The 19,648-nt window shown below is 55.3% G+C and carries 23 protein-coding genes; 12 read left to right on the top strand and 11 right to left on the bottom strand.

Annotated elements, in window-relative coordinates; all coding sequences use genetic code 11:
* Positions 1 to 19: 19 nt before the first annotated feature.
* Complete coding sequence (locus OSH04_RS00795) at positions 20 to 661, bottom strand: TetR/AcrR family transcriptional regulator (RefSeq protein WP_226349376.1); 642 nt, start codon at positions 659 to 661, stop codon at positions 20 to 22.
* Positions 662 to 1,002: 341 nt separating this feature from the next.
* On the opposite strand from OSH04_RS00795, the gene OSH04_RS00790 reads away from it, so the two are divergent.
* A complete protein-coding gene (locus OSH04_RS00790) occupies positions 1,003 to 2,313 on the top strand; it encodes an NAD(P)/FAD-dependent oxidoreductase (protein ID WP_266107767.1) in 1,311 nt (436 codons plus the stop codon).
* 32 nt (positions 2,314 to 2,345) lie between these two features.
* On the opposite strand, the gene smpB is transcribed toward OSH04_RS00790, so the two are convergent.
* A complete protein-coding gene (smpB, locus tag OSH04_RS00785; protein WP_266107766.1) occupies positions 2,346 to 2,810 on the bottom strand; it encodes an SsrA-binding protein SmpB in 465 nt (154 codons plus the stop codon).
* Between the two features lie 59 nt (positions 2,811 to 2,869).
* Here smpB and OSH04_RS00780 point away from each other — a divergent pair, with 59 nt between their 5' ends.
* The 5 genes from OSH04_RS00780 (at position 2,870) to mmsB (ending at position 7,027) form a co-directional block, all read left to right on the top strand.
* Positions 2,870 to 3,304, top strand: a complete 435-nt coding sequence (locus OSH04_RS00780; protein ID WP_009454121.1) for a type II toxin-antitoxin system RatA family toxin — start codon at positions 2,870 to 2,872, stop codon at positions 3,302 to 3,304.
* Positions 3,297 to 3,650, top strand: a complete 354-nt coding sequence (locus OSH04_RS00775; RefSeq protein WP_266107765.1) for an RnfH family protein — start codon at positions 3,297 to 3,299, stop codon at positions 3,648 to 3,650. Before OSH04_RS00780 ends, OSH04_RS00775 begins: the two co-directional genes overlap by 8 nt.
* Before the next feature lie 149 nt (positions 3,651 to 3,799).
* Entirely contained in the window at positions 3,800 to 4,948 is a 1,149-nt protein-coding gene (locus OSH04_RS00770) for an acyl-CoA dehydrogenase family protein (protein ID WP_021446562.1), read from the top strand.
* Positions 4,945 to 6,072, top strand: coding sequence for an enoyl-CoA hydratase/isomerase family protein (locus OSH04_RS00765; protein WP_266107764.1), 1,128 nt, complete (start codon positions 4,945 to 4,947; stop codon positions 6,070 to 6,072). Before OSH04_RS00770 ends, OSH04_RS00765 begins: the two co-directional genes overlap by 4 nt.
* 58 nt (positions 6,073 to 6,130) lie before the next feature.
* Positions 6,131 to 7,027, top strand: coding sequence for a 3-hydroxyisobutyrate dehydrogenase (gene mmsB / locus OSH04_RS00760; RefSeq protein WP_266107763.1), 897 nt, complete (start codon positions 6,131 to 6,133; stop codon positions 7,025 to 7,027).
* Here mmsB and ygfZ read toward each other — a convergent pair.
* Positions 7,002 to 7,919 carry a CAF17-like 4Fe-4S cluster assembly/insertion protein YgfZ gene (ygfZ, locus tag OSH04_RS00755; RefSeq protein ID WP_266107762.1) on the bottom strand — a complete coding sequence of 306 codons (918 nt, stop codon included), beginning with the start codon at positions 7,917 to 7,919 and terminating at the stop codon, positions 7,002 to 7,004. The genes mmsB and ygfZ overlap by 26 nt on opposite strands.
* Positions 7,920 to 8,121: 202 nt before the next feature.
* On the opposite strand from ygfZ, the gene mltG reads away from it, so the two are divergent.
* Complete coding sequence (gene mltG / locus OSH04_RS00750) at positions 8,122 to 9,129, top strand: endolytic transglycosylase MltG (RefSeq protein WP_060185099.1); 1,008 nt, start codon at positions 8,122 to 8,124, stop codon at positions 9,127 to 9,129.
* 88 nt (positions 9,130 to 9,217) lie between these two features.
* Here the strand turns inward: mltG and OSH04_RS00745 are convergent, their stop codons facing one another.
* Positions 9,218 to 10,027 carry a deoxynucleotide monophosphate kinase family protein gene (locus tag OSH04_RS00745; RefSeq protein ID WP_035271701.1) on the bottom strand — a complete coding sequence of 270 codons (810 nt, stop codon included), beginning with the start codon at positions 10,025 to 10,027 and terminating at the stop codon, positions 9,218 to 9,220.
* A 136-nt stretch (positions 10,028 to 10,163) separates the two neighbouring features.
* Here OSH04_RS00745 and holB point away from each other — a divergent pair, with 136 nt between their 5' ends.
* The 3 genes from holB (at position 10,164) to OSH04_RS00730 (ending at position 13,247) form a co-directional block, all read left to right on the top strand.
* Positions 10,164 to 11,213: a DNA polymerase III subunit delta' gene (gene holB, locus OSH04_RS00740; protein WP_266107761.1), complete on the top strand. Its 1,050-nt coding sequence runs from the start codon at positions 10,164 to 10,166 to the stop codon at positions 11,211 to 11,213.
* A 17-nt stretch (positions 11,214 to 11,230) separates the two neighbouring features.
* Entirely contained in the window at positions 11,231 to 12,001 is a 771-nt protein-coding gene (locus OSH04_RS00735; RefSeq protein ID WP_035271697.1) for a TatD family hydrolase, read from the top strand.
* 349 nt (positions 12,002 to 12,350) lie between these two features.
* Entirely contained in the window at positions 12,351 to 13,247 is an 897-nt protein-coding gene (locus tag OSH04_RS00730) for an ankyrin repeat domain-containing protein (RefSeq protein WP_266107760.1), read from the top strand.
* A gap of 163 nt (positions 13,248 to 13,410) precedes the next feature.
* Here the strand turns inward: OSH04_RS00730 and OSH04_RS00725 are convergent, their stop codons facing one another.
* The 3 genes from OSH04_RS00725 to OSH04_RS00710 all read right to left on the bottom strand — a co-directional run bounded on the left by OSH04_RS00725 (position 13,411) and on the right by OSH04_RS00710 (position 15,920).
* Positions 13,411 to 14,250 carry a DUF2789 family protein gene (locus tag OSH04_RS00725; RefSeq protein ID WP_080748047.1) on the bottom strand — a complete coding sequence of 280 codons (840 nt, stop codon included), beginning with the start codon at positions 14,248 to 14,250 and terminating at the stop codon, positions 13,411 to 13,413.
* 167 nt (positions 14,251 to 14,417) lie between these two features.
* On the bottom strand, positions 14,418 to 15,209 hold the full coding sequence (locus tag OSH04_RS00715; protein ID WP_035271694.1) for an RsiV family protein: 792 nt from the start codon (positions 15,207 to 15,209) through the stop codon (positions 14,418 to 14,420).
* Positions 15,210 to 15,221: 12 nt separating this feature from the next.
* Positions 15,222 to 15,920 (bottom strand): glutathione S-transferase N-terminal domain-containing protein, encoded by a 699-nt coding sequence (locus tag OSH04_RS00710; RefSeq protein WP_266107759.1) that lies wholly within the window; start codon positions 15,918 to 15,920, stop codon positions 15,222 to 15,224.
* A 122-nt stretch (positions 15,921 to 16,042) separates the two neighbouring features.
* Between OSH04_RS00710 and arsC the strand changes: the two genes are divergently transcribed.
* Entirely contained in the window at positions 16,043 to 16,387 is a 345-nt protein-coding gene (arsC, locus tag OSH04_RS00705) for an arsenate reductase (glutaredoxin) (RefSeq protein WP_266107758.1), read from the top strand.
* A gap of 31 nt (positions 16,388 to 16,418) precedes the next feature.
* On the opposite strand, the gene OSH04_RS00700 is transcribed toward arsC, so the two are convergent.
* Genes OSH04_RS00700 through OSH04_RS00690 form a run of 3 tightly spaced genes read right to left on the bottom strand, consistent with a single transcriptional unit; the run spans position 16,419 to position 18,174 of the window.
* Positions 16,419 to 16,991 (bottom strand): YceI family protein, encoded by a 573-nt coding sequence (locus OSH04_RS00700; RefSeq protein WP_009454094.1) that lies wholly within the window; start codon positions 16,989 to 16,991, stop codon positions 16,419 to 16,421.
* A 53-nt stretch (positions 16,992 to 17,044) separates the two neighbouring features.
* The gene (locus tag OSH04_RS00695) at positions 17,045 to 17,608 is read right to left on the bottom strand and encodes a YceI family protein (RefSeq protein ID WP_266107757.1); all 564 of its coding nucleotides are present in this window, start codon (positions 17,606 to 17,608) and stop codon (positions 17,045 to 17,047) included.
* Positions 17,605 to 18,174 carry a cytochrome b gene (locus OSH04_RS00690; protein WP_060185093.1) on the bottom strand — a complete coding sequence of 190 codons (570 nt, stop codon included), beginning with the start codon at positions 18,172 to 18,174 and terminating at the stop codon, positions 17,605 to 17,607. The genes OSH04_RS00695 and OSH04_RS00690 overlap by 4 nt, the downstream gene beginning before the upstream one ends.
* A gap of 215 nt (positions 18,175 to 18,389) precedes the next feature.
* On the opposite strand from OSH04_RS00690, the gene OSH04_RS00685 reads away from it, so the two are divergent.
* Entirely contained in the window at positions 18,390 to 18,974 is a 585-nt protein-coding gene (locus tag OSH04_RS00685; RefSeq protein ID WP_035271683.1) for a hypothetical protein, read from the top strand.
* 156 nt (positions 18,975 to 19,130) lie between these two features.
* Here the strand turns inward: OSH04_RS00685 and OSH04_RS00680 are convergent, their stop codons facing one another.
* Positions 19,131 to 19,496 carry an SH3 domain-containing protein gene (locus tag OSH04_RS00680; RefSeq protein ID WP_060185091.1) on the bottom strand — a complete coding sequence of 122 codons (366 nt, stop codon included), beginning with the start codon at positions 19,494 to 19,496 and terminating at the stop codon, positions 19,131 to 19,133.
* Between the last annotated feature and the right edge of the window lie 152 nt (positions 19,497 to 19,648).

The following is a 19,648-nucleotide window of genomic DNA, read 5'->3' as shown; positions in this document are numbered from 1 at the left end:
GCCGCCGATTGATACAGCCTTAGTTTGCTGTGTCGTTTTGATAAACGTGCAAGAACATATCCAGAATATGTTCGGTTTCGCTTTGAATGTGTTCTTCGCTCCAGGGTTCCATAGCACCCATTAGCAGGAGAATAATTTCGCCTTCGCTCAGGCAGCGGAAGTGTTCCACCATCAATGCCGGGTCCAGCTTGCGCAAGGTCCCGCGTTCGATGTGGCGAGCAAAAAAGCACTTTACGCCGTCCCAGATCTGGTCATCCAGCATCTCCATGAAACGCTTGCCGATATCACTGTGGCCACCTACAGAGACGACGATACGTAACAGCTGGGCGGTTTGCTTGGAGTAAAGATTGCGCAGCATGGGCAGCAAAAAGCGCTTCAGTTCTTCGCGAATATCGCCTTCGCAGTCCAGCTTGGTCAAGACCTGTTCGGTAAATTCCTGGGCGCCTGTCAGCAGGACAGCCAGCAAGAGGTCTTCTTTGGAGGGGAAGTAGTTGTAGAGTGTGCCCTTGGAGCCGCCTGCCAATGCAGCGATTTGGGACATGGATGTGGCCTCAAAACCATTCTCGCGAAAAACCTCGGAAGCCACTTCCAGGATTTTGTCGCGGCGTTCGCGCCCTTTTCGAGTCGCGCGTTGGGATTTTCGGGGAACATCGTCGTGCATAATGGCAGGCAAAAAATAAGTGAATAGGACAAAGTCAGCATCATACCGTATCAATAGCTGCTGTGCTGCTGCTCTATTTCGATCGTTAAGGGCAAGCAAGATCAAACCCCTTGATTTTACGACATGCACTGCTGCTGGACCTATTTGTTTGCGCCGGTCTTTGATCTAAGGCCTATTAAAGCGCAAAAGAGCCACATATTCGGGTGGTAGCACAGGCCGGCGCTACTGGGCGCGCCTGGCGGCGTCTACAGATCGCTATAGTCCTTATCTGTTTTGATTTAAAGTATAAGGCGGCGGTTCTGATACTCTCTTTGCTCAAGACAAGTCCCAAGGAGTTCTGGATGTCTACTACGCAGTCGTATCAAGTGGTGATCGTGGGGGGCGGGGCAGGTGGCCTGGAGCTGGCTGCCAAGTTAGGACGTCAGTTCGGGCGTCAGCATATCTTTCTGGTCGACAAAGACAGTGACCATATCTGGAAACCGTCCTTGCACGAGGTTGCCGCCGGCACCTTGGATATTCACCGCGAAGGGCTGTCATATTTCATGCTGGCACGAGACTGTGGTTTCACCTTTATTCAAGGTGAAATGACCGGTATAGATCGCGAGCAGCGCAGCATTACGCTGGCCCCTGTCCTGGGGCCCGATCATGAAGAAGTCTTTCCGGAACGCAGCCTGTCCTATGGCACCCTGGTGATGGCCGTGGGTAGCAAATCCAATTTTTTCAATACGCCTGGCACCCATGAATACGCGCTGGCTTTGGACTCGACCCATCAGGCAGAGCGTTTTCGTTTGAAATTGCTCAATGAACTGATCAGTGTGACACGCCGCGCGCAGCGTGAACCGGGGGCACCGCTGTACATCAATATTGTCGGGGGCGGGGCGACGGGGGTGGAACTGGCTGCCGAGTTGCTGGAAGCCCGTGCTGATTTAAGCATTTACAGCATTCCGGGCAGCAGTTCGGACCGCGAAGTGCGCATTACCTTGCTGGAAGGCGCCGATCGCATTCTGTCTGCTCTGCCGCCCAAGCTGTCCGCTACCGCTCAAAGTCTGCTGGAGCAGCGTGGCGTAGCGGTACGGACCTCGGTGCGGGTCAGCCGTCTGGCGGCGGACCACATCGAGGATGCGAACGGTGGTCAATATCCCAACGATTTGTGCGTTTGGGCGGCGGGGATTGAAGCCCCTCCCTTTTTGGGCCAGTTGGGTTTGCCCGTCAACCGCATCAATCAGCTGGTGCTGGATTCCTGTCTGTCCACACCCGATCCCTATATCTGGGCCTTGGGCGACTGCGCACAAGTGCCCTGGGACAAGGAAGGTCAGTTCTTGCCTGCACGTGCCCAGGTCGCGCACCAGCAAGCCAGTTACTTGCGCAAACGTCTGGCCGCTCGCATCCAGGGCAAGCCTGTGGATGAAGCACCCTTTGTCTATAAGGATTACGGCTCGCTGGTTTCCGTGGGCCACAGCCGTGGGGTAGGGAGCCTGATGGGGGTCTTGTCCGGCAAGAGCTGGTTTGTGGAAGGTTTGCTGGCTCGCATCATGTACATGAGTCTGCACCTGATGCACCACATGGCGATTTTAGGGGTTGCGCGAACGGCAACCTTGGCTTTGGGCCGCTTGCTCAGCAAACGGGCCGCCCCTCGTGTTAAATTACATTGAGATTTGGAACAAAACGGGCTTTTTAGCCCGTTTTATTCATTCGTCTTACGGCGGGTGTCGTGTTTCATCAAGCGTTCTTGTTCGCGCTTCCAGTCTTTGTCGCGGGAAACATCACGTTTATCGTGCAGTTTTTTACCGCGTCCCAGACCTAAGTCCAGCTTGATACGACCTTTCTTGTAGTGGAGGTTCAGGGGAACCAGGGCGTAACCACGTTGTTCAACCTTGCCGATCAGCTTGCTGATTTCTTCGGCTTTGAGCAGCAGTTTACGTGTACGAGTGGCATCGGGCCGGATATGAGTGGACGCTGTCGGCAAAGCGCTGACGTGCATCCCTAAAATAAACAGCTCGCCCTCGCGTACGATGACATAGCTTTCTTTGAGCTGAACATGCCCAGCTCGGATCGCCTTGACCTCCCAACCCTCCAAGACCAGACCGGCCTCAAAGCGCTCTTCGATAAAATATTCGTGGGTAGCCTTGCGATTATCAACAATACTCATGAATTAATTGCCAACCATAGATTGTAAAATCAGAACATTCTATCTATTAACCAGACCTGATGCATACAGTAAAACGCTCCGTCCTCCTTCCTTATAGCTGCGAACAGATGTTTGACCTGGTTGCAGAGGTGGAAAAATACCCTGAATTCATGCCGTGGTGTGGTGGCGCCAGTGTCAACCAGCGTGACGAAAAGGGGATGGAAGCCTCGGTTACCATCAGCATTGCGGGTATTCGTCAAACCTTCACCACACGTAACGAACACGATTATCCCAATCGGATTGTCTTGCGCCTGGTCAAAGGGCCCTTCTCGGCCTTGACGGGGGATTGGCAGTTTACTCCTTTGGGCGAAGACGGTTGCAAGATCGTCTTCACCATGGAGTACGAGTTCTCCAGTCGCGCGCTGGAAATGGTGGTCGGTCCCATCTTTAACCGCGTTGCCAACAGCTTTATCGATTCCTTCACCCGCCGTGCCCAAGAGGTCTACGGTGACTGAATTATCCGTCAGCGTGATTGTCGCTACCCAGGCGCAGGTCTGGAAAGCCGCCCTGCGTTTGCCTGCGGGCAGTTGTGTACGTGATGCCCTGTTAAAAGCTGGCATTGCTGAAGGCCTGCGTGAATGCGGCTTGCCGCCGCTGGACGATGCACAGGGCCTGGACGGGCTGCACGTTGGTGTCTACGGCCAGCGCTGCCAGCTGGACCAACTCTTGCAGGATCAGGACCGGGTAGAAGTCTATCGCGAGCTGGTCTTTGACCCCATGGATTCCCGCCGTCGCCGTTATGCACACAAGCTGGCTGCCCGCGCTGCCGCCAGACCCCGGCGCAAACCCGCCCGCGCCTAGTTCGTCTGCGTCTGATCATCAGGCCGCTACTTTCAGCTAGACTGTCGCCTCCCGCCTTGCACTGCCCTCTATGAAACGGCTGATTGTCATCAGCACGACAACTAAAGGGGGCGGCACGCATTATGGTGGGTAAAAATAAGGAGACAGACATGATACTGACAGACGATCAGAACGCTTTTGCGCAAGCGGCTCGCGAGTTTGCACAAGGGGAACTGGCACCGCATGCGGCACGTTGGGATGAGGAACAGATTTTCCCGATCGAGGCGTTCCGTAAAGCCGGCGAGTTGGGTTTTTGCGGCTTGTATGCCCCGGAATCCATCGGCGGCCTGGGCCTGGGGCGTCTGGAGTCCAGCCTGGTGTTCGAAGAAATGGCGGCAGTTGATCCCTCGACCACCGCGTTTCTGACTATCCACAATATGGTTACCTGGATGGTCGGCACCTGGGGTACGGACGAAGTCAAATCCCAATGGGGCGAGCTGCTGAGCAGCGGCCAGAAACTAGGCTCTTACTGTTTGACCGAACCGGGTGCAGGCTCGGATGCCGCATCGCTGCGGACACGTGCCGAGCGTGATGGCGACGACTACCTGATCAGCGGCAGCAAAGCCTTTATTTCCGGTGCCGGGGACACGGACTTGTTGGTGGTTATGGCTCGTACCGGAGGGGATGGCGCAAAGGGGATTTCCGCTTTTGCCGTACCTGCCGATGCCGCCGGTATCACTTACGGTCGTAAAGAATTGAAGATGGGCTGGAATAGTCAGTCCACACGGGGCATTACCTTTGAGCGCGTACGCGTTCCTGCCTCGGCCATGCTGGGCCAGGAGGGCGAGGGCTTCAAACTGGCCATGAAGGGCCTGGACGGTGGGCGCATCAATATTGCCTGCTGCTCGGTAGGAGCCGCCCAGGGTGCTTATGATGCTGCCCGTCAATATATGCAGGAGCGCCGCCAGTTCGGCAAGCATCTGGACCAGTTCCAGGCTCTGCAATTCAAGTTGTCCGATATTCTGACCAGCGTGGTTGCCGCCCGCCAAATGGTGCGCCTGGCCGCTTCGCACCTGGACGCCGGTAGCAGTCAGGCCAGCACCTACTGCGCCATGGCAAAGCGTATGGCCACGGATCTGGGTTTTCAGGCCTGCGTGGATGCACAACAGCTCTTTGGCGGTTATGGTTACCTGAAGGATTATCCTGTTGAGCGACTGGTGCGCGATACTCGGGTGCACCAGATTCTGGAAGGCACAAACGAGATCATGCGTGTCATCATTGCACGACAAATCATAGATCTTGGAGCTGATATTCGATGACGGATTCTGTTTTGTTTGATCGCCTGCCCGGCCAGAACGGAAAGGCGATTGGTATTGCTACGCTGAACCGCCCTCAAGCCCTGAATGGGCTGAATTTGGAGATGTGCCAGCTGCTGTTCAAGCAGTTTCAGGAATGGGCGCAGGATTCCAGTATTGCCATGATCGTGTTGCATGGTGCCGGCGAAAAGGCCCTGTGTGCCGGGGGCGATCTGCATTCGCTGTATGCCTCCATGCAAAAGAACCAGGGTGGTTCGGCCTGGGATAACGAGTACGCCCGCGAATTCTTCGATGTGGAATACCGCCTGGATTATCTGATCCACACCTTCCCAAAACCTGTTCTGTGCTGGGGTGACGGGATTGTAATGGGTGGGGGCGTGGGCTTGTTCAACGGCGCCAGCCATCGTGTGGTGACCGATACCACGCGTTTTGCCATGCCCGAGATCTCCATTGGCCTGTTCCCCGATGTGGGTGGCACCTGGATGCTGTCACATCTGCCTGCGGGTATCGGCCATTTCCTGGCACTGAGCGGCGCGCAAATCAACGCCTCGGATTGCTTGTTCCTGGGCTTGGCCGATGCCTACTTGCCACGGGTGCATTTCGATGCCTTGCTCAAGGCCTTGCAAGCCACGACCTGGTCTGATGAACGCGCCGCTTGTGACAGCAGCCTGCATCAGGTCCTGCGTAGTCTGGCAGAGGGCGCTCGCCCCGATACCGGCCCGCTGGAGCAAAACTACGCCATGCTGCGTGATGTCTGCGCCAGTCGCGAGTTTGAACGCATTACACAGGCTCTGCAGCAGTGGCAGGACAGTGCCGACCCCTGGCTGTCCCGTGCCGCACAGACCTTCGCCAAAGGTGCTCCAGGTTCGGCTCGTTTGTCCTTTGAACTGCTGGAGCGTGTACACCACCTGTCTTTGGCTGATGTCTTCCGCTTGGAATACATTGTGTCTCTGCAGTGTGGCGTACAGGGTGACTTCCAGGAAGGCATACGTGCACTGCTGATTGATAAAGACAAACAGCCACGCTGGAATCCGGCCTCGCTGGAACAGGCTGATGCCCGCTGGGTGGAACGCTTTTTTGTTCCCGTCTGGCCTGCAGAAACGACTCATCCCTTGGTTGACCTGTGATCCAGGCAGACCGCTGCGGCGCCTGACGGCGCCGTTTTCATAATGACGAGGAGACAAAATGAGTAACACGATTGCATTTATCGGGCTGGGCCATATGGGCAAACCCATGGCGCTGAATCTGCTCAAAGCCGGCCATAGCCTGAAGGTCTTTGACCTGAATGCAGAGGCCATGAAGGAGCTGCAGGCAGCGGGGGCGCAAGTGGGCGAGTCGGCGGTGCAGATCGCCAAAGACGCGCAGATGGTCTTTACCATGCTGCCTGCTGGCCGCCACGTTCGTCAGGTTTACGAGGGCGAGAACGGCTTGTTGCAGGCCGTGGCCCCCGGCACAGTGCTGGTCGATTGCAGCACGATTGATGCTCAAACCAGCCAGGATCTGGCCGCCAAGGCAGCCAAGCTGGGCTTGTTGATGCTGGATGCACCTGTCTCCGGTGGTACGGGTGGCGCCATTGCCGGTACCTTGACCTTTATGGTTGGGGGCGAGGATCCGGCGCTGGAAAAGGCGCGTCCTTATCTGGATGCCATGGGCAAGAACATTTTCCACGCCGGTAAAGCCGGTGCGGGTCAGGTCGCCAAGATTTGCAACAATATGCTCTTGGGAATTTTGATGGCGGGTACCGCTGAAGCCTTGGCTCTGGGCGTTGCCCACGGTCTGGACCCTGCTGTGCTGTCGTCCATCATGGCGCGCAGCTCCGGCCGTAACTGGGCGACCGAACTGTACAACCCCTGGCCGGGCGTCATGCCGGATGTACCGGCTTCGCGTGATTATCAGGGTGGGTTTGCAACAGGTTTGATGCTGAAAGATCTGGGTTTGGCGGCCGATGCAGCCGTGAGCCAAAACAGTGCGACACCGTTAGGCGAACTGGCACGTAATCTGTTCGCCTTGCATGCCGCACAGGGTCAGAATGCCGGGCTGGATTTCTCCAGCATTCTTAATTTGTACCGTCAGAAGAGCTAAGTTCTGGCAGAGCGTAGGGCAGGGGCTGCAATTCCAGCGCCTGTCCTTGCTCCAGTTGAAACTGGCCTTGTTCCAGGTCCGCCAGTACCACTTCCATCAAGACATACAGACGCTGCTGCTCGGCTTGCCAGGCGCGGTTGATAATGCGCGCAGCCGCAACCGGCTCTGCACCTTGAGAGACCAGGAACACATCGGCGGCTTCTTGCACCTGTGGTGCCGTGTCCAGAATGGCGCTGCGGGCGGCCATCATGCGGCGCTTGATCGTGCCTCGATAGTGGCTGCGTGCCACCACTTCCTGGCCGGGGTAGCAGCCTTTCTTGAAGTTGATGCCGTCGATCAGGTCCAGGTTCAGAGTCTGGGGAATGAACAGATCTTGCGTGTCGGCGCTGATCCAGGGCAAGCCCGCCAAAATATCCGCCGTTTCCCAACGGCCCTCAGAAGCCTGAGCGTTCGTGTCCTGCTGGGGAGAAATCCGCCAGTAGCGATTCAAGCCATCCAGCTCGCCGGGGGCTTGGATTAAGGTGTCGTCACCATCGCGCTGCAAATTCCAGACCGCTTGGGCAGCGGATTGATCTGCCACACCGTAAACCTGCAACTCGGCCAGACTGATCGTCACTTTGCTGCGCAGCACGAACATGCGCAGGCGCTTGATCAGGGCCTCGCTCAGGTCACGGCGCACCAGGGCATAGACGGTCTCGTCCTGTTCGCGCCACAAGACCATGGTCGCCAAACTGCGACCTTTGGCGGTGCAATAGGCCGCGATGCAGGCGCGGTCGGCTGCCAGATGCTCCAAATCATTGCTGACTTGAGCATGGAGAAAGGACACGGCATCGGCTCCCTGAAACTGGAGGACGCACAAATCAGGCAGGGCGAAAGAGGAGGGGGCTGGCATTCCGGTCATGGCTGAGCGAAAAAATAAATTTAAACATCAATGATACCGTGTGTGAGGCCGGTTTCAGGGGCATATCCCCGCTGGGATCAGGGCATGAGCTGGATAGCGCAATCCGGTAGCGCGGGTCTGTCCCGGTTTCTGTGTTTGACTGTGACACATATTCAGGAATATGCAGCCTTATTCTGATTACAATAGCGCTCGCATGAAAAAAACTGTCAAGATCTTCTCTGCCCTGTTGGGCCTTCTGGTGGTCGTCGCCTGTGTGATAGCGGGTGGCGCCTGGTATTGGGCCAAGAAGCAGCCCGTGACGATGAGTGCTGAACGCATCGACTATGTGGTGCCTGCAGGCTCAGGCCCCCGTGCGATTGCACGCAGCATGCAGCAGGCCGGGATCGATATTCAGGAAGATGCTTTTGTCTGGATGGCGCGTCTCTCTGGCCTGGATACCTCCTTGCAAGCGGGGGCTTACGAGGCCGTGCGTGGTGATACGCCATGGATGGTGATGGAGCGCATGTCCAGCGGCAATATGCTGCAAACCCGCCTGACCATTCCTGAAGGCTGGACCTATCAACGCATTCGCGAGACGTTGGCGAGCAATCCCCAGGTTCGCCAAACCTTGAGTGATATCAGTGATGCAGACTTGCTGCAGCGTTTTGGCTTGGATGCTGTACATCCTGAAGGTCTGTTCTATCCCGATACCTACGTTTTTGTACCGGGTACGGCAGATGTGGATATCCTGCGGCGCGGGTTTCAGGCTCAGCAGGAACTGCTGGAACAGCTATGGGCGGACCGGGACGCGGATTTGCCCTTGAAGACGCCATACGAGGCCTTGATCATGGCCTCTATCGTGGAGCGTGAGACAGGCCACAGTCAGGATCGAGCGCGTGTAGCCGGGGTGTTCATGAACCGTTTGCGCGTAGGCATGCCATTGCAGACAGACCCGACTGTTATTTACGGCATGGGTTCAGCCTATGACGGCCGTATTCGCAAGCGCGATTTGACGACGGACACCCCCTGGAACACGTACACGCGCAATGGATTGCCTCCCACGCCGATAGCCAGTCCTGGCAAGGCTTCCTTGATGGCGACTTTGCATCCCGAAAAGCATAATTTCTATTATTTTGTATCGCGTGGCGATGGAACCAGCGAGTTCTCGACGAATCTGGCTGCACATAACCGAGCCGTCGCCAAATATATTCTGAAACGCTAAACCATTCAGGCCCTATCAGGGGCCTGAATGTTTTTTGGGGGCGGTTTGGTGACACTTGTATGGCTGAGCGCTATCCAAGGCCAGGGAGTCAAAGCTTCAAGCCGTGCCGTTGCGTGAAGCCCGTCCACAAATCATGGACCTTGCTGGCCAGTTCTTCCAAGCCTGCGTCATTGCGAATCAGATAGTCCTGGGGGGCGCGTTCTACACCCCATTCGGAAGAGTGCTGGCTGATCACTGGATTGCCAGGGCGTTCGATATGCCAGATCTCTCCACCATGTTCACGGATGAAATTGGCCTCGTTTTCGTAACGAATGTCTTTAATCAGCAGACAACGGGCCTGACTCATATCAGGAAGCTGGTGGCTGGGCAGGAACAGGGGCAAGGTTTGGCGACGCTGCTCGTAATCCGGGTATTCGGCCAGAACCTGATTGCGTAGATGTTCGGCCGCCTGACGCGGACTCAAACCCCAAAAGGCATCCACATGATCCGCCCGCTCATCATCCAGGTGCTCAGGCACCATGCCGTAAATCGCGGCCAGAGCCAGCGCCCAGACCGAGTAGTCCTGAATGCTCCTGGCAAGGGGGGAGCCCGGTCCAAACTCCAGCACATGTTGGGCGCGGCGTAGCCAATGATCGGGATCGCGCTGGCGCATCCAGTCTGTTCCCAGTAGCTGGAAACACTGTCTGGGGGAGCGCTGCCACAGGGCAATAGGCACTTCTTTCAGGCTGTCGTCAGTCCAGGCTTGAGCCGGACTTAGACCAAACAGCACTTCACAGCCCATTTTCACGGGGTCGGCCAAGGCATAGGCGGCCAATAAAGGGTTTTGTGCCAGTAGTAGATTGGCGACGGTATCTTTGCCTGAACGCGCTTTGGCGGCCAGCCCGATCAATAAGCTCACTTCATCATCCTTGGTAGTGGAGCAGGCATTTTACCGGTTCATATTACAATGTGCGCTGAGCTGTTCAAGCGGGGGCGATTGCCTGGTCTTTCCTGCGTGAATCAGGCCTTTTGATGTGCAACCTTGAGGCAATACGGTGTCTGATAGTTTGACTTTTCTACCTTGGCAAATCGCGACCGCCGAAAATTGGCTGGGCAATCAGGAGCGTTTTGCCCATGCCTGGCTGATCCACGGTCTGCCGGGCATCGGCAAGACGCAATTCGCCCGCGCGGCCGCCGCCAGTTTATTGTGCGACCAGCCGGTGCAGGGTCTGGCTTGTGGCCACTGTCAGGCCTGTCAGTGGGTGCGGGGGGGAAATCACCCGGACTTGCGCCTGCTGCGCCCGGATGCGGTTGCGCTGGAAGAGCAGGGGCCAGACACCCAGGAAGGGGACTTGGCCAAAGAGTCGGCTGCCCGCAAAAATCCTTCCCGGGAAATCCGGGTGGAGCAATTACGGCAGTTGCAGCACTGGTTCAATACGGCCACTCATAGAGGCGGGTGGCGAGTGGCGGTGCTCTATCCGGCTCAGGCTCTGAATCTGGTATCGGCCAATGCCTTGCTGAAGGTGCTGGAAGAACCTGCGGACCGCACGGTTTTTCTGCTGGTAGCCGATGCGCCAGATCGGCTGTTGCCTACACTGGTATCGCGTTGCCGCCGTTTGCCTTTGCCCGCACCTGATGCTCAGCAATCGGTGCAATGGCTGGAGCAACAAGGGGTGGATCAAGCCTCGGACTGGTTGGCTGCCTGGGGTGGTGCCCCACTAAAAGCGTTAAGCGCCAGCCAGGATATGAATGCGCCGTGCCCCGATTGGTTAAGCGTCTGGATGGATGGGGTATTGAAAGCAGGCCGTGAGGCGGATTTGTCCTTGGCCGATACGCTGGAAAAACTGCCTGCTCAAGAGTGGATTGACCATTGGCAACGCTTGTTTGTCGATATTCAGCTGGGTGGTTTTGCCCAACCGGCGCGTTACTATCCTTCCCTGCAAAAGCGCATTGATGCCTTGGCAGCCCAATCCAACACCACAGCGGTGACGGAAGCTCTGACGTGGCTGGTGCAGCAAAAGCGGCTGGGGAATCATCCGCTCAATGCTAAATTGTTTATTCATCATGCCTTGGACCGTTTGCACCAGGCATGTCGTCGTGTTTAAAAAAGTACCGTCTAATCATGTTTGTTGATTCGCATTGCCATCTTAATTTCCCTGAACTTGCTGAAAATCTGGACGACATCCTGGACAAGATGCGCCAGAACCAGGTGGGCTGTGCGCTGGTGGTCAGCGTGGATATGGACGACTGGCCCGGTTTGATGGAGCTGGTGCGTCCCCACGGCCATTTGTTTGCCTCGGTTGGCGTGCATCCGGATTATGAGAAAGTCACCGAGCCTACCGTCCAGGAGCTGATCAAACATGCTCAAGATCCCAAAGTGGTGGCTATTGGCGAAACGGGTCTGGACTATTACCGTTTGCAAGAGCCCCTGGATTGGCAGCGTGAGCGTTTCCGCACCCACATCCGCGCCAGTCGCGAGTCGGGCCTGCCTTTGATCATCCATACTCGCTCGGCCAGTGAGGACACCATTGCCATCATGCGTGAAGAGCAGGCGCAGATTGCCGGGGGCGTGATGCACTGTTTCACTGAAACCTGGGAAGTGGCACAAGCGGCCTTGGATCTGAATTTCTACATTTCCTTCTCCGGGATTGTGACCTTCAAGAACGCTACCCAGCTGCAGGATGTGGCGCAACGCGTGCCGCTGGATCGTCTGCTGATCGAAACGGACTCGCCGTTTTTGGCTCCTGTGCCATATCGAGGCAAAACCAATAATCCTTCCTTGGTCATTCATGTGGCTGAGAAGATTGCGGAGCTTCGTGGGATATCGGTAAAGGAAGTTGAAGAGGCTAGCGCAGAGAATTTCTTCAAATTATTCAGTAAGGTACAGCTTTAAGTTAATCTGGTTTAGAGGTTCTGGTAAGGCTTTTGTGACTGTTTGAGCCAATATTCAGGATCTTGCACAAGGGCGGTTTAAAGTTGATTTAAAACTTTAAGAAGATGATTTAACTATTTGATTTTAAGCGTAAAAATAGAATTTTATGGTATTTTCTCCGTCTTTCGGGCTTGGTTGGGATTCACTTAGAATATTCAATTTTTGTTAGTAATCAAAGATTTATTGATTATTCTTAAACCTGTTTATAGTTAAATGCTTCCTGCTTGTATAGAGAGAAGCAATTTCTGAAGCGGCATCTATCTGTATTTTCATAACCTGATAAAGCACTTTATGAAAAGGATTTAACAACATGATTTTTAAAAGAAAAATACCCAATAAAACCATCCTTTCCGTGGTGCTTCCTTTGGCTTTTCTGCTGTCAGCCCCTGTGTCGGCGCAGGAACCGGAGCTTGAGAGCCGAAATTGGTATTTGGCGCTGGAAAATGACCGACCCAACATCATCGAGCAGGAGTTCATCAAGGGGGCGAACCCCAACGCAGTCGATTCCAAGGGCAATCCTTCCTTGATGCTGGCGATCCGCAACAAGTCCTGGAAAGTGGTGGACACTTTGCTGGCTAACCGTCAAACCAATGTGAACATCGAGAACGATGCCCGCGAAACTCCCATGATGTATCTGGCCCTGATGGGGGAGACCGCTCGTTTGCGTGATCTGCAAGCACGAGGGGGGCAGGTGAATCGGGTGGGCTGGTCACCTTTGCACTATGCCGCTTCCAAAGGACATGAAGAGACGGTGCGCTATCTGCTGTCTCAGAAAGCGATTGTGAATGCACCTGCACCAGACGGAACCAGCCCCTTGATGATGGCGGCTTTGTCGGGCAAACGGGCGGTGGTGGATGTGCTATTGGCGGCCGGAGCGGATCCGAGTATGCAAAATGCCCAAGGTTTGAGTCCGGCAGACTGGGCGCGTTCAGCCAATCATGAACAATTGGCCAGTTATCTGGATCAAGCTGTCGCTCGTAAAGCGGCCGCTGCACCAGCCGCAGCGGGGACTTACTCCGGTGGAGCGGTACAGACTTATGGTGTGCCAGAGCGGGTAGAGCAGCCTGATTTGAATCGGGTGCAAACGGTGACGGTAGAGCCCGAGCCGGCTCCTGCAGCAGACAGTTCCAGTTCGAAACCTGCTTCGTCCAGCAGTACCAGTCGCTATTTTGACCTGGATCGTTTCGACAAGCCTGTACAGCCTTAAGTCTGGGGGCAGGATGTAAAAAGGAGCCTTGAGGGCTCCTTTTTTGTTATGGCAATAATCGGGAATGGTTGTAGTGATACTGACGTCCTGCACTGCGTTCGCAGCTGTGGTGACTCAGTATTTCTACAGGCAGGAAACCAAAACCCTTTTTATCCATTGCCGCTTAATTGCCCTTTTCTTGCGCCTTGGCCATATGGGAGGCATGCACAAAGGTCTGGAAACCTTGCAGGTAGTTGCTGAGCATTTTCTGGATATTCTCATCTTGCAGTTTGCCTTCCGCATCAAAGGAATTCTGCGCACGAGACACCAGCAACGAGCCGCCGCTGTACAGGGACACACCCAGCATTTTCAGCGTAGGTAACCAGGCTGCCTGGGAAGAGATCGTGCCAAAGCCCCCCATGGAAGCGCCAATCAGCCCGGTGATACGGCCCGAGAAGATGGCTTTCATGTCTGTGCGAGACAGCCAGTCGATTCCGTTCTTGAATACGCCGGGTACGCCATTGTTGTATTCCGGGGTAACCAGCAAGAGAGCATCGGCGTTCAGGATCTTTTCTTTCAAGGCCAGTACGGCTTCTGGAATGCCGTCCTTGCTTTCGAGATCGCCGTCATACAGGGGGATGCCGTGTAGGGTGGCGACTTCAATCTCCATGCCTTGGGGAGCCAGGGCTTGAGCGGCGTGTGCCAAAGCGGTGTTGAAGGAGCTTTGGCGCAGGCTGCCTGATAAAGCCAGAACGCGGCAAGGGCCGGACAGATTCACCACGCCAGTCGTTTGACGCAGGGCCTCGCTTAACTGGTCAATGATCTGGATCCATTCCGGGGAATCCTGGAGTCGTTTTTCCCGAATGAACTCGGCTTGAGACTCGTTCCAGAAGGGAGCGTCAGCCAGCAGCACGTCATTAGGCAAAGGGCGGTGTTTTTCCAGAAAGCTGGCAATCGCCTCGGGGGTGTTGGGCAGACCCAGTTGAGCAAACAGGTCGTGAAAGCGGAACAAGTTATCAGACATGGTGGTAGGGGAGCTTGGAAGAGGGGATGATCGGACGCTAAGGGTGGGCGCGGCTCCAGCATGTATGGCTAAAGGTTCCGGGCTTTGAGTAGCGTACAAAAAAATACTGTTTTTATTAACAGGCAGCCTGATATAGGCTGCCTGTCTATTTACGGTGACCCAAACGCTTAATTGGCGGGCAGGTAGTCAGGACGCAGAATGCCACGCAGTTCCGAGTAGGGCAGCAGTAGCTCTGGCTGACCGAAGGAATACGGGGCGACCTCGTACGGGTTGTACTTCACCAGCAAGCCCTGATCGGTCAGAGCAATGTTCTGGGCGGGCTGGAAGGGCCACATTCTGTCCCAACCGGCTCGGTCTTCACGTGCCTCACTCAGGCTGGAAACCCAGTTGTTGTGGGCCTGGCGTACCAGTTCCTGGAAAGGCTTGATCTTGCCGGGGGCAATAATGCGGTCCAGAGGCAAAGCGGTCTTCAGGCGATTGTCCCAGTTGATGAACTGGGTTGCTGTAATGCCGTGAGCCGCACCTGTCATGTAGATGCCCGAGCTTAGCTCTACGACCGTCAGATCCCGGTTCCGGTAGCGCGTACGGGCGGATAAATGCACTTCGTCACGATTATTGGCGGTAGCCCAGTAGTAGTTCTCGAATTCCTTCAAACCGCGATAGCCAGGATGGCGCTCAGAGATAACCGTCATATGAGCCAGGCTTTCATCGACCAGCTTGGTCAGCTCGGCGTTGCCGGGGAAAATCAGAGATTTCACTTCCAGGCGCGGGCATTCACCGGTACAGCCTGGCTTGACGTGCTTGTAGTCCAAGGGCTGGGTAAAAACGCCATCTTTTTCAGTCTGATCCTGGGTTTGCGTTGGAATCAGGGAGATATTGCTGGGCGTGCTGGAGCACGCAGACAGAGCCATGGCTGTCAGGCCAATAAGCAGCAGCTGATAGGGGCGCTGTAAGGTCATGGGATCGTAGTCCTATCGGATGGTTTTGGAATCTTGGCCAAAGAGGATTTGACGGGCCTTGTCGTCATGGACGGGCGAGCCGGGGTTGATCTGTTCGACCAAGGCATAGGCACGCTCAGTTGCGGGACGCGCGCCAATACGCTCAAACCAACGCTTCAGATGCGGGAAGTCGTCCAGATTCTGGCTTTGACGCTGGTGGGAGACAATCCAGGGGTAGCTGGCCATATCGGCAATGGAGTAGTCCCCAGCAATAAAGTCGCGCTGCTCCAGATGTTTGTTCAGCACGCCGTAGAGACGGCCAGTCTCACGCACATAGCGGTCGATGGCGTACTCGATTTTGACGGGGGCATAGACATTGAAATGGTGGTTCTGGCCTGCCATGGGGCCCAGGCCACCCATTTGCCAGTACAGCCACTGTAAGGTTTCGGTACGCACTCGCAAATCGGTCGACAGGAACTGGCCGGTTTTTTCTGCCAGATATTGCAGAATGGCGCCGGACTCGAACAGGGAGATAGGTTCGCCACCGTCTTGCGGAGCCTGGTCCACAATGGCGGGAATGCGATTATTGGGGGCGATACGCAGGAATTCAGGTTTGAATTGATCGCCTTGGCCAATATTGATGGGGTGGATGGTGTAAGGCAGACCGGACTCTTCCAGAAACATCGTGACTTTATGTCCGTTGGGAGTGGTCCAGTAATACAGGTCGATCATGTGTTCTCCTGGCTAAGTGAAGACGCTGGCCTGTCTGCAGCAAGCTACCCAGATGACGTATCCGGCGGCGCTGGGCTACTATTGTTCGCCTGAATACGGTTTATAGGAAGTCAAAGACTGTCATGAGCAAAATCTATCATAATCCGCGCTGCAGCACTTCGCGTAATGCCCTGGCCATGATGCGTGAAAAAGGTCTGGAACCCGAGATCATCGAGTACCTGAAAACACCCTTGTCGCGCAGCGAACTCAAAACTCTGATTGCGGCAACGGGCTTGACGGTACGCGAGGCCATGCGCAGCAAAGAGGCTGTTTACAGCGAGCTGAACCTGGGCAATCCCGATCTGAGCGACGAGGACTTGCTGACAGCGATTGAAGCCCATCCCATTTTGTTGAACCGTCCTATCGTGGTGACAGAAAAAGGGACGCGTCTGGCGCGTCCCCTGGAAGTGGTTCAGGAAATCCTTTAAACAGACTTCCTGAGTAGCGAGTGCTTCGCTATTACTGGGCAATGGCTTCCAGCGCAATACGGATAGTGACTTCATCACCGACGTAAGGCACGTTGGCGGCCATGCCAAACTCGCTACGCTTGATCTCGATCTTGCCGTCCGCGCCCAGGGCGGGTTTGTTCATCATGGGGTGCTTGGGCATGGTCAGGAAGGACTCAATGGTCATGGTCACGGGCTTGGTAATGCCCTTGATGGTCAGATCGCCCTTGGCGGACACAGGCTTGTCACCGTCGAACTGAATGTCCTTGGACACAAAAGTTGCTTCGGGGAACTGCTCGGTGTCGAAGTGATCCTTGCCCTGGATGTGTTCGTTGAACAGGGGAAAGCCGGTGCTGACCGAACGGGTGTCGACTTTCATGTCGATACTGCCGGTCTTGGCTTCCTGGTCCAGGGTAACGGTGCCTTGTGCTTTGTCAAAGCGCTGGCTTTGCGTGCTCAGGCCCAAGTGCTTGTAGCTGAAGTGCACGAAGGTGTGGCTGGGTTCAACCTGATAGGTCACCGGCGCTGCCTGAGCGGCAAAAGCAAACAGAAAACTGGCGGACAGGGCAATCACTGGCTTGATCATGAGGGTGTAATCCTTGTTGTGCAGGGAGAGGGAGGGGGCGCTGATGCGTCTGCTTACTTGGCATCAATCTTGAAGTTGACGGTGATCTCGTTGGCCACGATGTCGTAGCTGGACCAGGAGCCTTCACCGATAGAAAAATCGCCACGCTTGATTTCAAAGGCACCGCTAAAAGTGGCTTTGTCGCCTTCGGGAGCCATGGTCGCCATGACAGTGACGGGTTGCTCACGGCCTTTGATCTGCAGCGTGCCTTGCACTTCATATTGCTGGTCGCTGACAGCGCGGAAACTCTTGGAGCTGAAAACGGCCTGGGGATGCGCGTCAATATCGAACCAGCGCACGTCTTGCAATTCATCATCGGCTTCTTCTGAGCCGGTATCAACGCTATCCAGGGCGACCTTCAAGACCACCTTGGACTGATCCAGGGCGTCGGGGTTGAAGTTCAGTTCGCCTTCAAATTTACGGAACTGACCATCCAGCTTCACGCCCATCTGGGAATACTGAAAGCCGATTTCGCTATTTTGGGTGTCCAGAGCCTGGTAGTTTTTGGCGTTGGCCGACAGGCTGGTGCCCAGGCCCAGAGAGCCGATCAGCAGGGACACGAAGACAGATTTTTTCATGATTTGGCTTTGCCTAAAGTAAAGGTGATGCGGCCAAGCAAGCCGTCACGGTCTATGAACTGATGCTTCAAGGCCGCCAGAACATGCAGGCTGACCATGGCAATCAGGGCGTAATTCAAAAAGATGTGGACTTGGACCAGCAACTCGCCCAAAGGTTTATCTTTGGAAACCAGATCGGGCAGGGGGATCACGCCAAACCACACTGTCTGAAAGCCTTTGGCAGAACTCATCAGCCAGCCTGTCAGGGGAATACCAATCATCAGCAGGTATAAAGCGGCATGACCACAGTGGGCCAGAGCCCGGCTGAAAGCAGACATGCCAGGGGGTAGAGCAGGGGGGCGGTTGAACAAACGCCAGAGCAGGCGCAGGATCACCAGTACCAGCAGGGAAATACCGGCCCATTTGTGCCAGGAATAGACTTGCAGTTTCAAAGGGGACAGGGGCAAGGTTTTCATGGTGTAGCCCACGGTCACCAAGGCGGTCAGGGCCAGTGCCATCAGCCAATGCAAGATGCGTGCGACTCGGGTGTAGCGTTGGCGATTCACTGGAACAGGGGTGATGCTCATTGATAATGCCTTTCATTTACGAAGCCAAGAAACTTTAACCTGTTTGTAAGCATCGTAAAAGACCAGATTTTGCAATGCAGTAATGCAATATTGGGGGGTATTGGTCGTGCATCTCTTGCAAGATGACTATTTTCTTGCAGCGTGTGACAAGGCTTTCAGGGTGGGGTGGGGGCGGGCTAAACTCCTTTTTTCAGCTCGCACGCAAGGAAGTCTCTATGTGGAAAACAGCGTTGGTCGTCGTGGTAGCCGGTTTGTTGGCAGGATGCCAGGACTCGAAAAAGGCCAATGAGGAAAATTTCAGCACGGCAATCCAGAGCTATCTGGATACGCGAGACGGCTTGTGTGTAGGAGTGCCTGGACGTGTGTATCCCTATCAGGCCGAGCACGATTCCCCCTTGATTGTGGAAGATCGAGCTCGTCTGGCTGCCTTGGCCAAGGTAGGTTTGTTGCGTCAGGTAGGAAAGGAAGAGGCACCGCGCTACGAGCTGGATGCCAATGCAGACACCTATTTGCGTCGTTCCAGCTCCGAACAGTCGCAGGGCGAGCATGATGCATTTTGTACGGGCCGCCTGGTTCTGGACCGTATCAACTACTTTACCGAACCGGCCAGCGCAGGCGGGTTTACCGTCAGTCAGGTGAGTTATGTCTATCATCTGGCCGATGCGGCGGGCTGGATCAAAGATAGCGCGGTTCAGGATACCTACGAGGATCTGCGCGCGTTGACGGCCCAGGAAGTCGAGGGGCAGGCACGAATGATTCTGACCAATAAGGGCTGGGTTCATCAGAATCTGTACAGATAGCCCGGTTCAATAGTGCAGCTTTTCATGATTGAGAGCTTGGGACGCAAGCAGCGAACTGTGCTTGGCAAGTAGCCGTAACGATGCGGCCGTTGTCACTTGTATGGATGCCAAGCGTTGCCCTGGTGCTGCTGTTGCTGCCAGTCTCGCTGCCAGCAATCAGGTTTCAGCAAGCAGGGGAGAGAGGTGGCTGACAGGAACCCAGCCCAGGGCGCCATCCTGGGGGCGCTGGCACCAGCACCAGCCATTCAGGATTTTCTCTCCTTGAACCCGATCGCCTTCATCCACATTCATTTCCAGCGCGCTGTAGTCTTGCAGGGCGCGACCGGTCCCAGCATCGGGCAGGCGCTCGATAATTTGTTCGGGCACCCATCCTCCAGGGTGTTCCTGAGTAGAGCAGTAAATCCAGTTATCCCAGTCTTCCGGGCCTTGATACCGTTCCCCAACTACAAGAAAGTCGCCTTTTTTCAGGACTAAGGGATTTGGATACTCAGAGCGATGTGGGGTGGTGACCAGGTACTTCATCGTGGCGTAGCTCGCAAAGGTTGTCAGGCTGTAGCATTGTACGCATTAGCATGAGACGAACATGCTTTCCAAGAACCTTCCAGTTTCTCCTTTATTCGCTTCCCCTTAGCGCTGCGTCAGCCCTTGCCATACAGACTGATTCCCCAATAAAA

It is taken from the genome of Alcaligenes nematophilus, assembly GCF_026344155.1.
Taxonomy (GTDB): Bacteria; Pseudomonadota; Gammaproteobacteria; order Burkholderiales; family Burkholderiaceae_B; genus Alcaligenes; species Alcaligenes phenolicus.
Note: the sequence above shows the minus strand (reverse complement) of the source record. Positions and strands in the feature narration are given on the sequence as shown.

Coding starts and splice junctions, on each gene's coding strand:
- mmsB (WP_266107763.1), top strand. CDS start 6,131: ATGAGTAACACGATTGCATTTATCGGGCTGGGCCATATGGGCAAACCC.
- OSH04_RS00695 (WP_266107757.1), bottom strand. CDS start 17,608: ATGAAAAAATCTGTCTTCGTGTCCCTGCTGATCGGCTCTCTGGGCCTG.
- smpB (WP_266107766.1), bottom strand. CDS start 2,810: ATGAGTATTGTTGATAATCGCAAGGCTACCCACGAATATTTTATCGAA.
- OSH04_RS00685 (WP_035271683.1), top strand. CDS start 18,390: ATGTGGAAAACAGCGTTGGTCGTCGTGGTAGCCGGTTTGTTGGCAGGA.
- OSH04_RS00725 (WP_080748047.1), bottom strand. CDS start 14,250: ATGTCTGATAACTTGTTCCGCTTTCACGACCTGTTTGCTCAACTGGGT.
- arsC (WP_266107758.1), top strand. CDS start 16,043: ATGAGCAAAATCTATCATAATCCGCGCTGCAGCACTTCGCGTAATGCC.
- ygfZ (WP_266107762.1), bottom strand. CDS start 7,919: ATGCCAGCCCCCTCCTCTTTCGCCCTGCCTGATTTGTGCGTCCTCCAG.
- OSH04_RS00770 (WP_021446562.1), top strand. CDS start 3,800: ATGATACTGACAGACGATCAGAACGCTTTTGCGCAAGCGGCTCGCGAG.
- OSH04_RS00730 (WP_266107760.1), top strand. CDS start 12,351: ATGATTTTTAAAAGAAAAATACCCAATAAAACCATCCTTTCCGTGGTG.
- mltG (WP_060185099.1), top strand. CDS start 8,122: ATGAAAAAAACTGTCAAGATCTTCTCTGCCCTGTTGGGCCTTCTGGTG.
- OSH04_RS00710 (WP_266107759.1), bottom strand. CDS start 15,920: ATGATCGACCTGTATTACTGGACCACTCCCAACGGACATAAAGTCACG.
- OSH04_RS00690 (WP_060185093.1), bottom strand. CDS start 18,174: ATGAGCATCACCCCTGTTCCAGTGAATCGCCAACGCTACACCCGAGTC.
- OSH04_RS00780 (WP_009454121.1), top strand. CDS start 2,870: ATGCATACAGTAAAACGCTCCGTCCTCCTTCCTTATAGCTGCGAACAG.
- OSH04_RS00680 (WP_060185091.1), bottom strand. CDS start 19,496: ATGAAGTACCTGGTCACCACCCCACATCGCTCTGAGTATCCAAATCCC.
- OSH04_RS00795 (WP_226349376.1), bottom strand. CDS start 661: ATGCACGACGATGTTCCCCGAAAATCCCAACGCGCGACTCGAAAAGGG.
- OSH04_RS00700 (WP_009454094.1), bottom strand. CDS start 16,991: ATGATCAAGCCAGTGATTGCCCTGTCCGCCAGTTTTCTGTTTGCTTTT.
- OSH04_RS00790 (WP_266107767.1), top strand. CDS start 1,003: ATGTCTACTACGCAGTCGTATCAAGTGGTGATCGTGGGGGGCGGGGCA.
- OSH04_RS00735 (WP_035271697.1), top strand. CDS start 11,231: ATGTTTGTTGATTCGCATTGCCATCTTAATTTCCCTGAACTTGCTGAA.
- OSH04_RS00715 (WP_035271694.1), bottom strand. CDS start 15,209: ATGACCTTACAGCGCCCCTATCAGCTGCTGCTTATTGGCCTGACAGCC.
- OSH04_RS00765 (WP_266107764.1), top strand. CDS start 4,945: ATGACGGATTCTGTTTTGTTTGATCGCCTGCCCGGCCAGAACGGAAAG.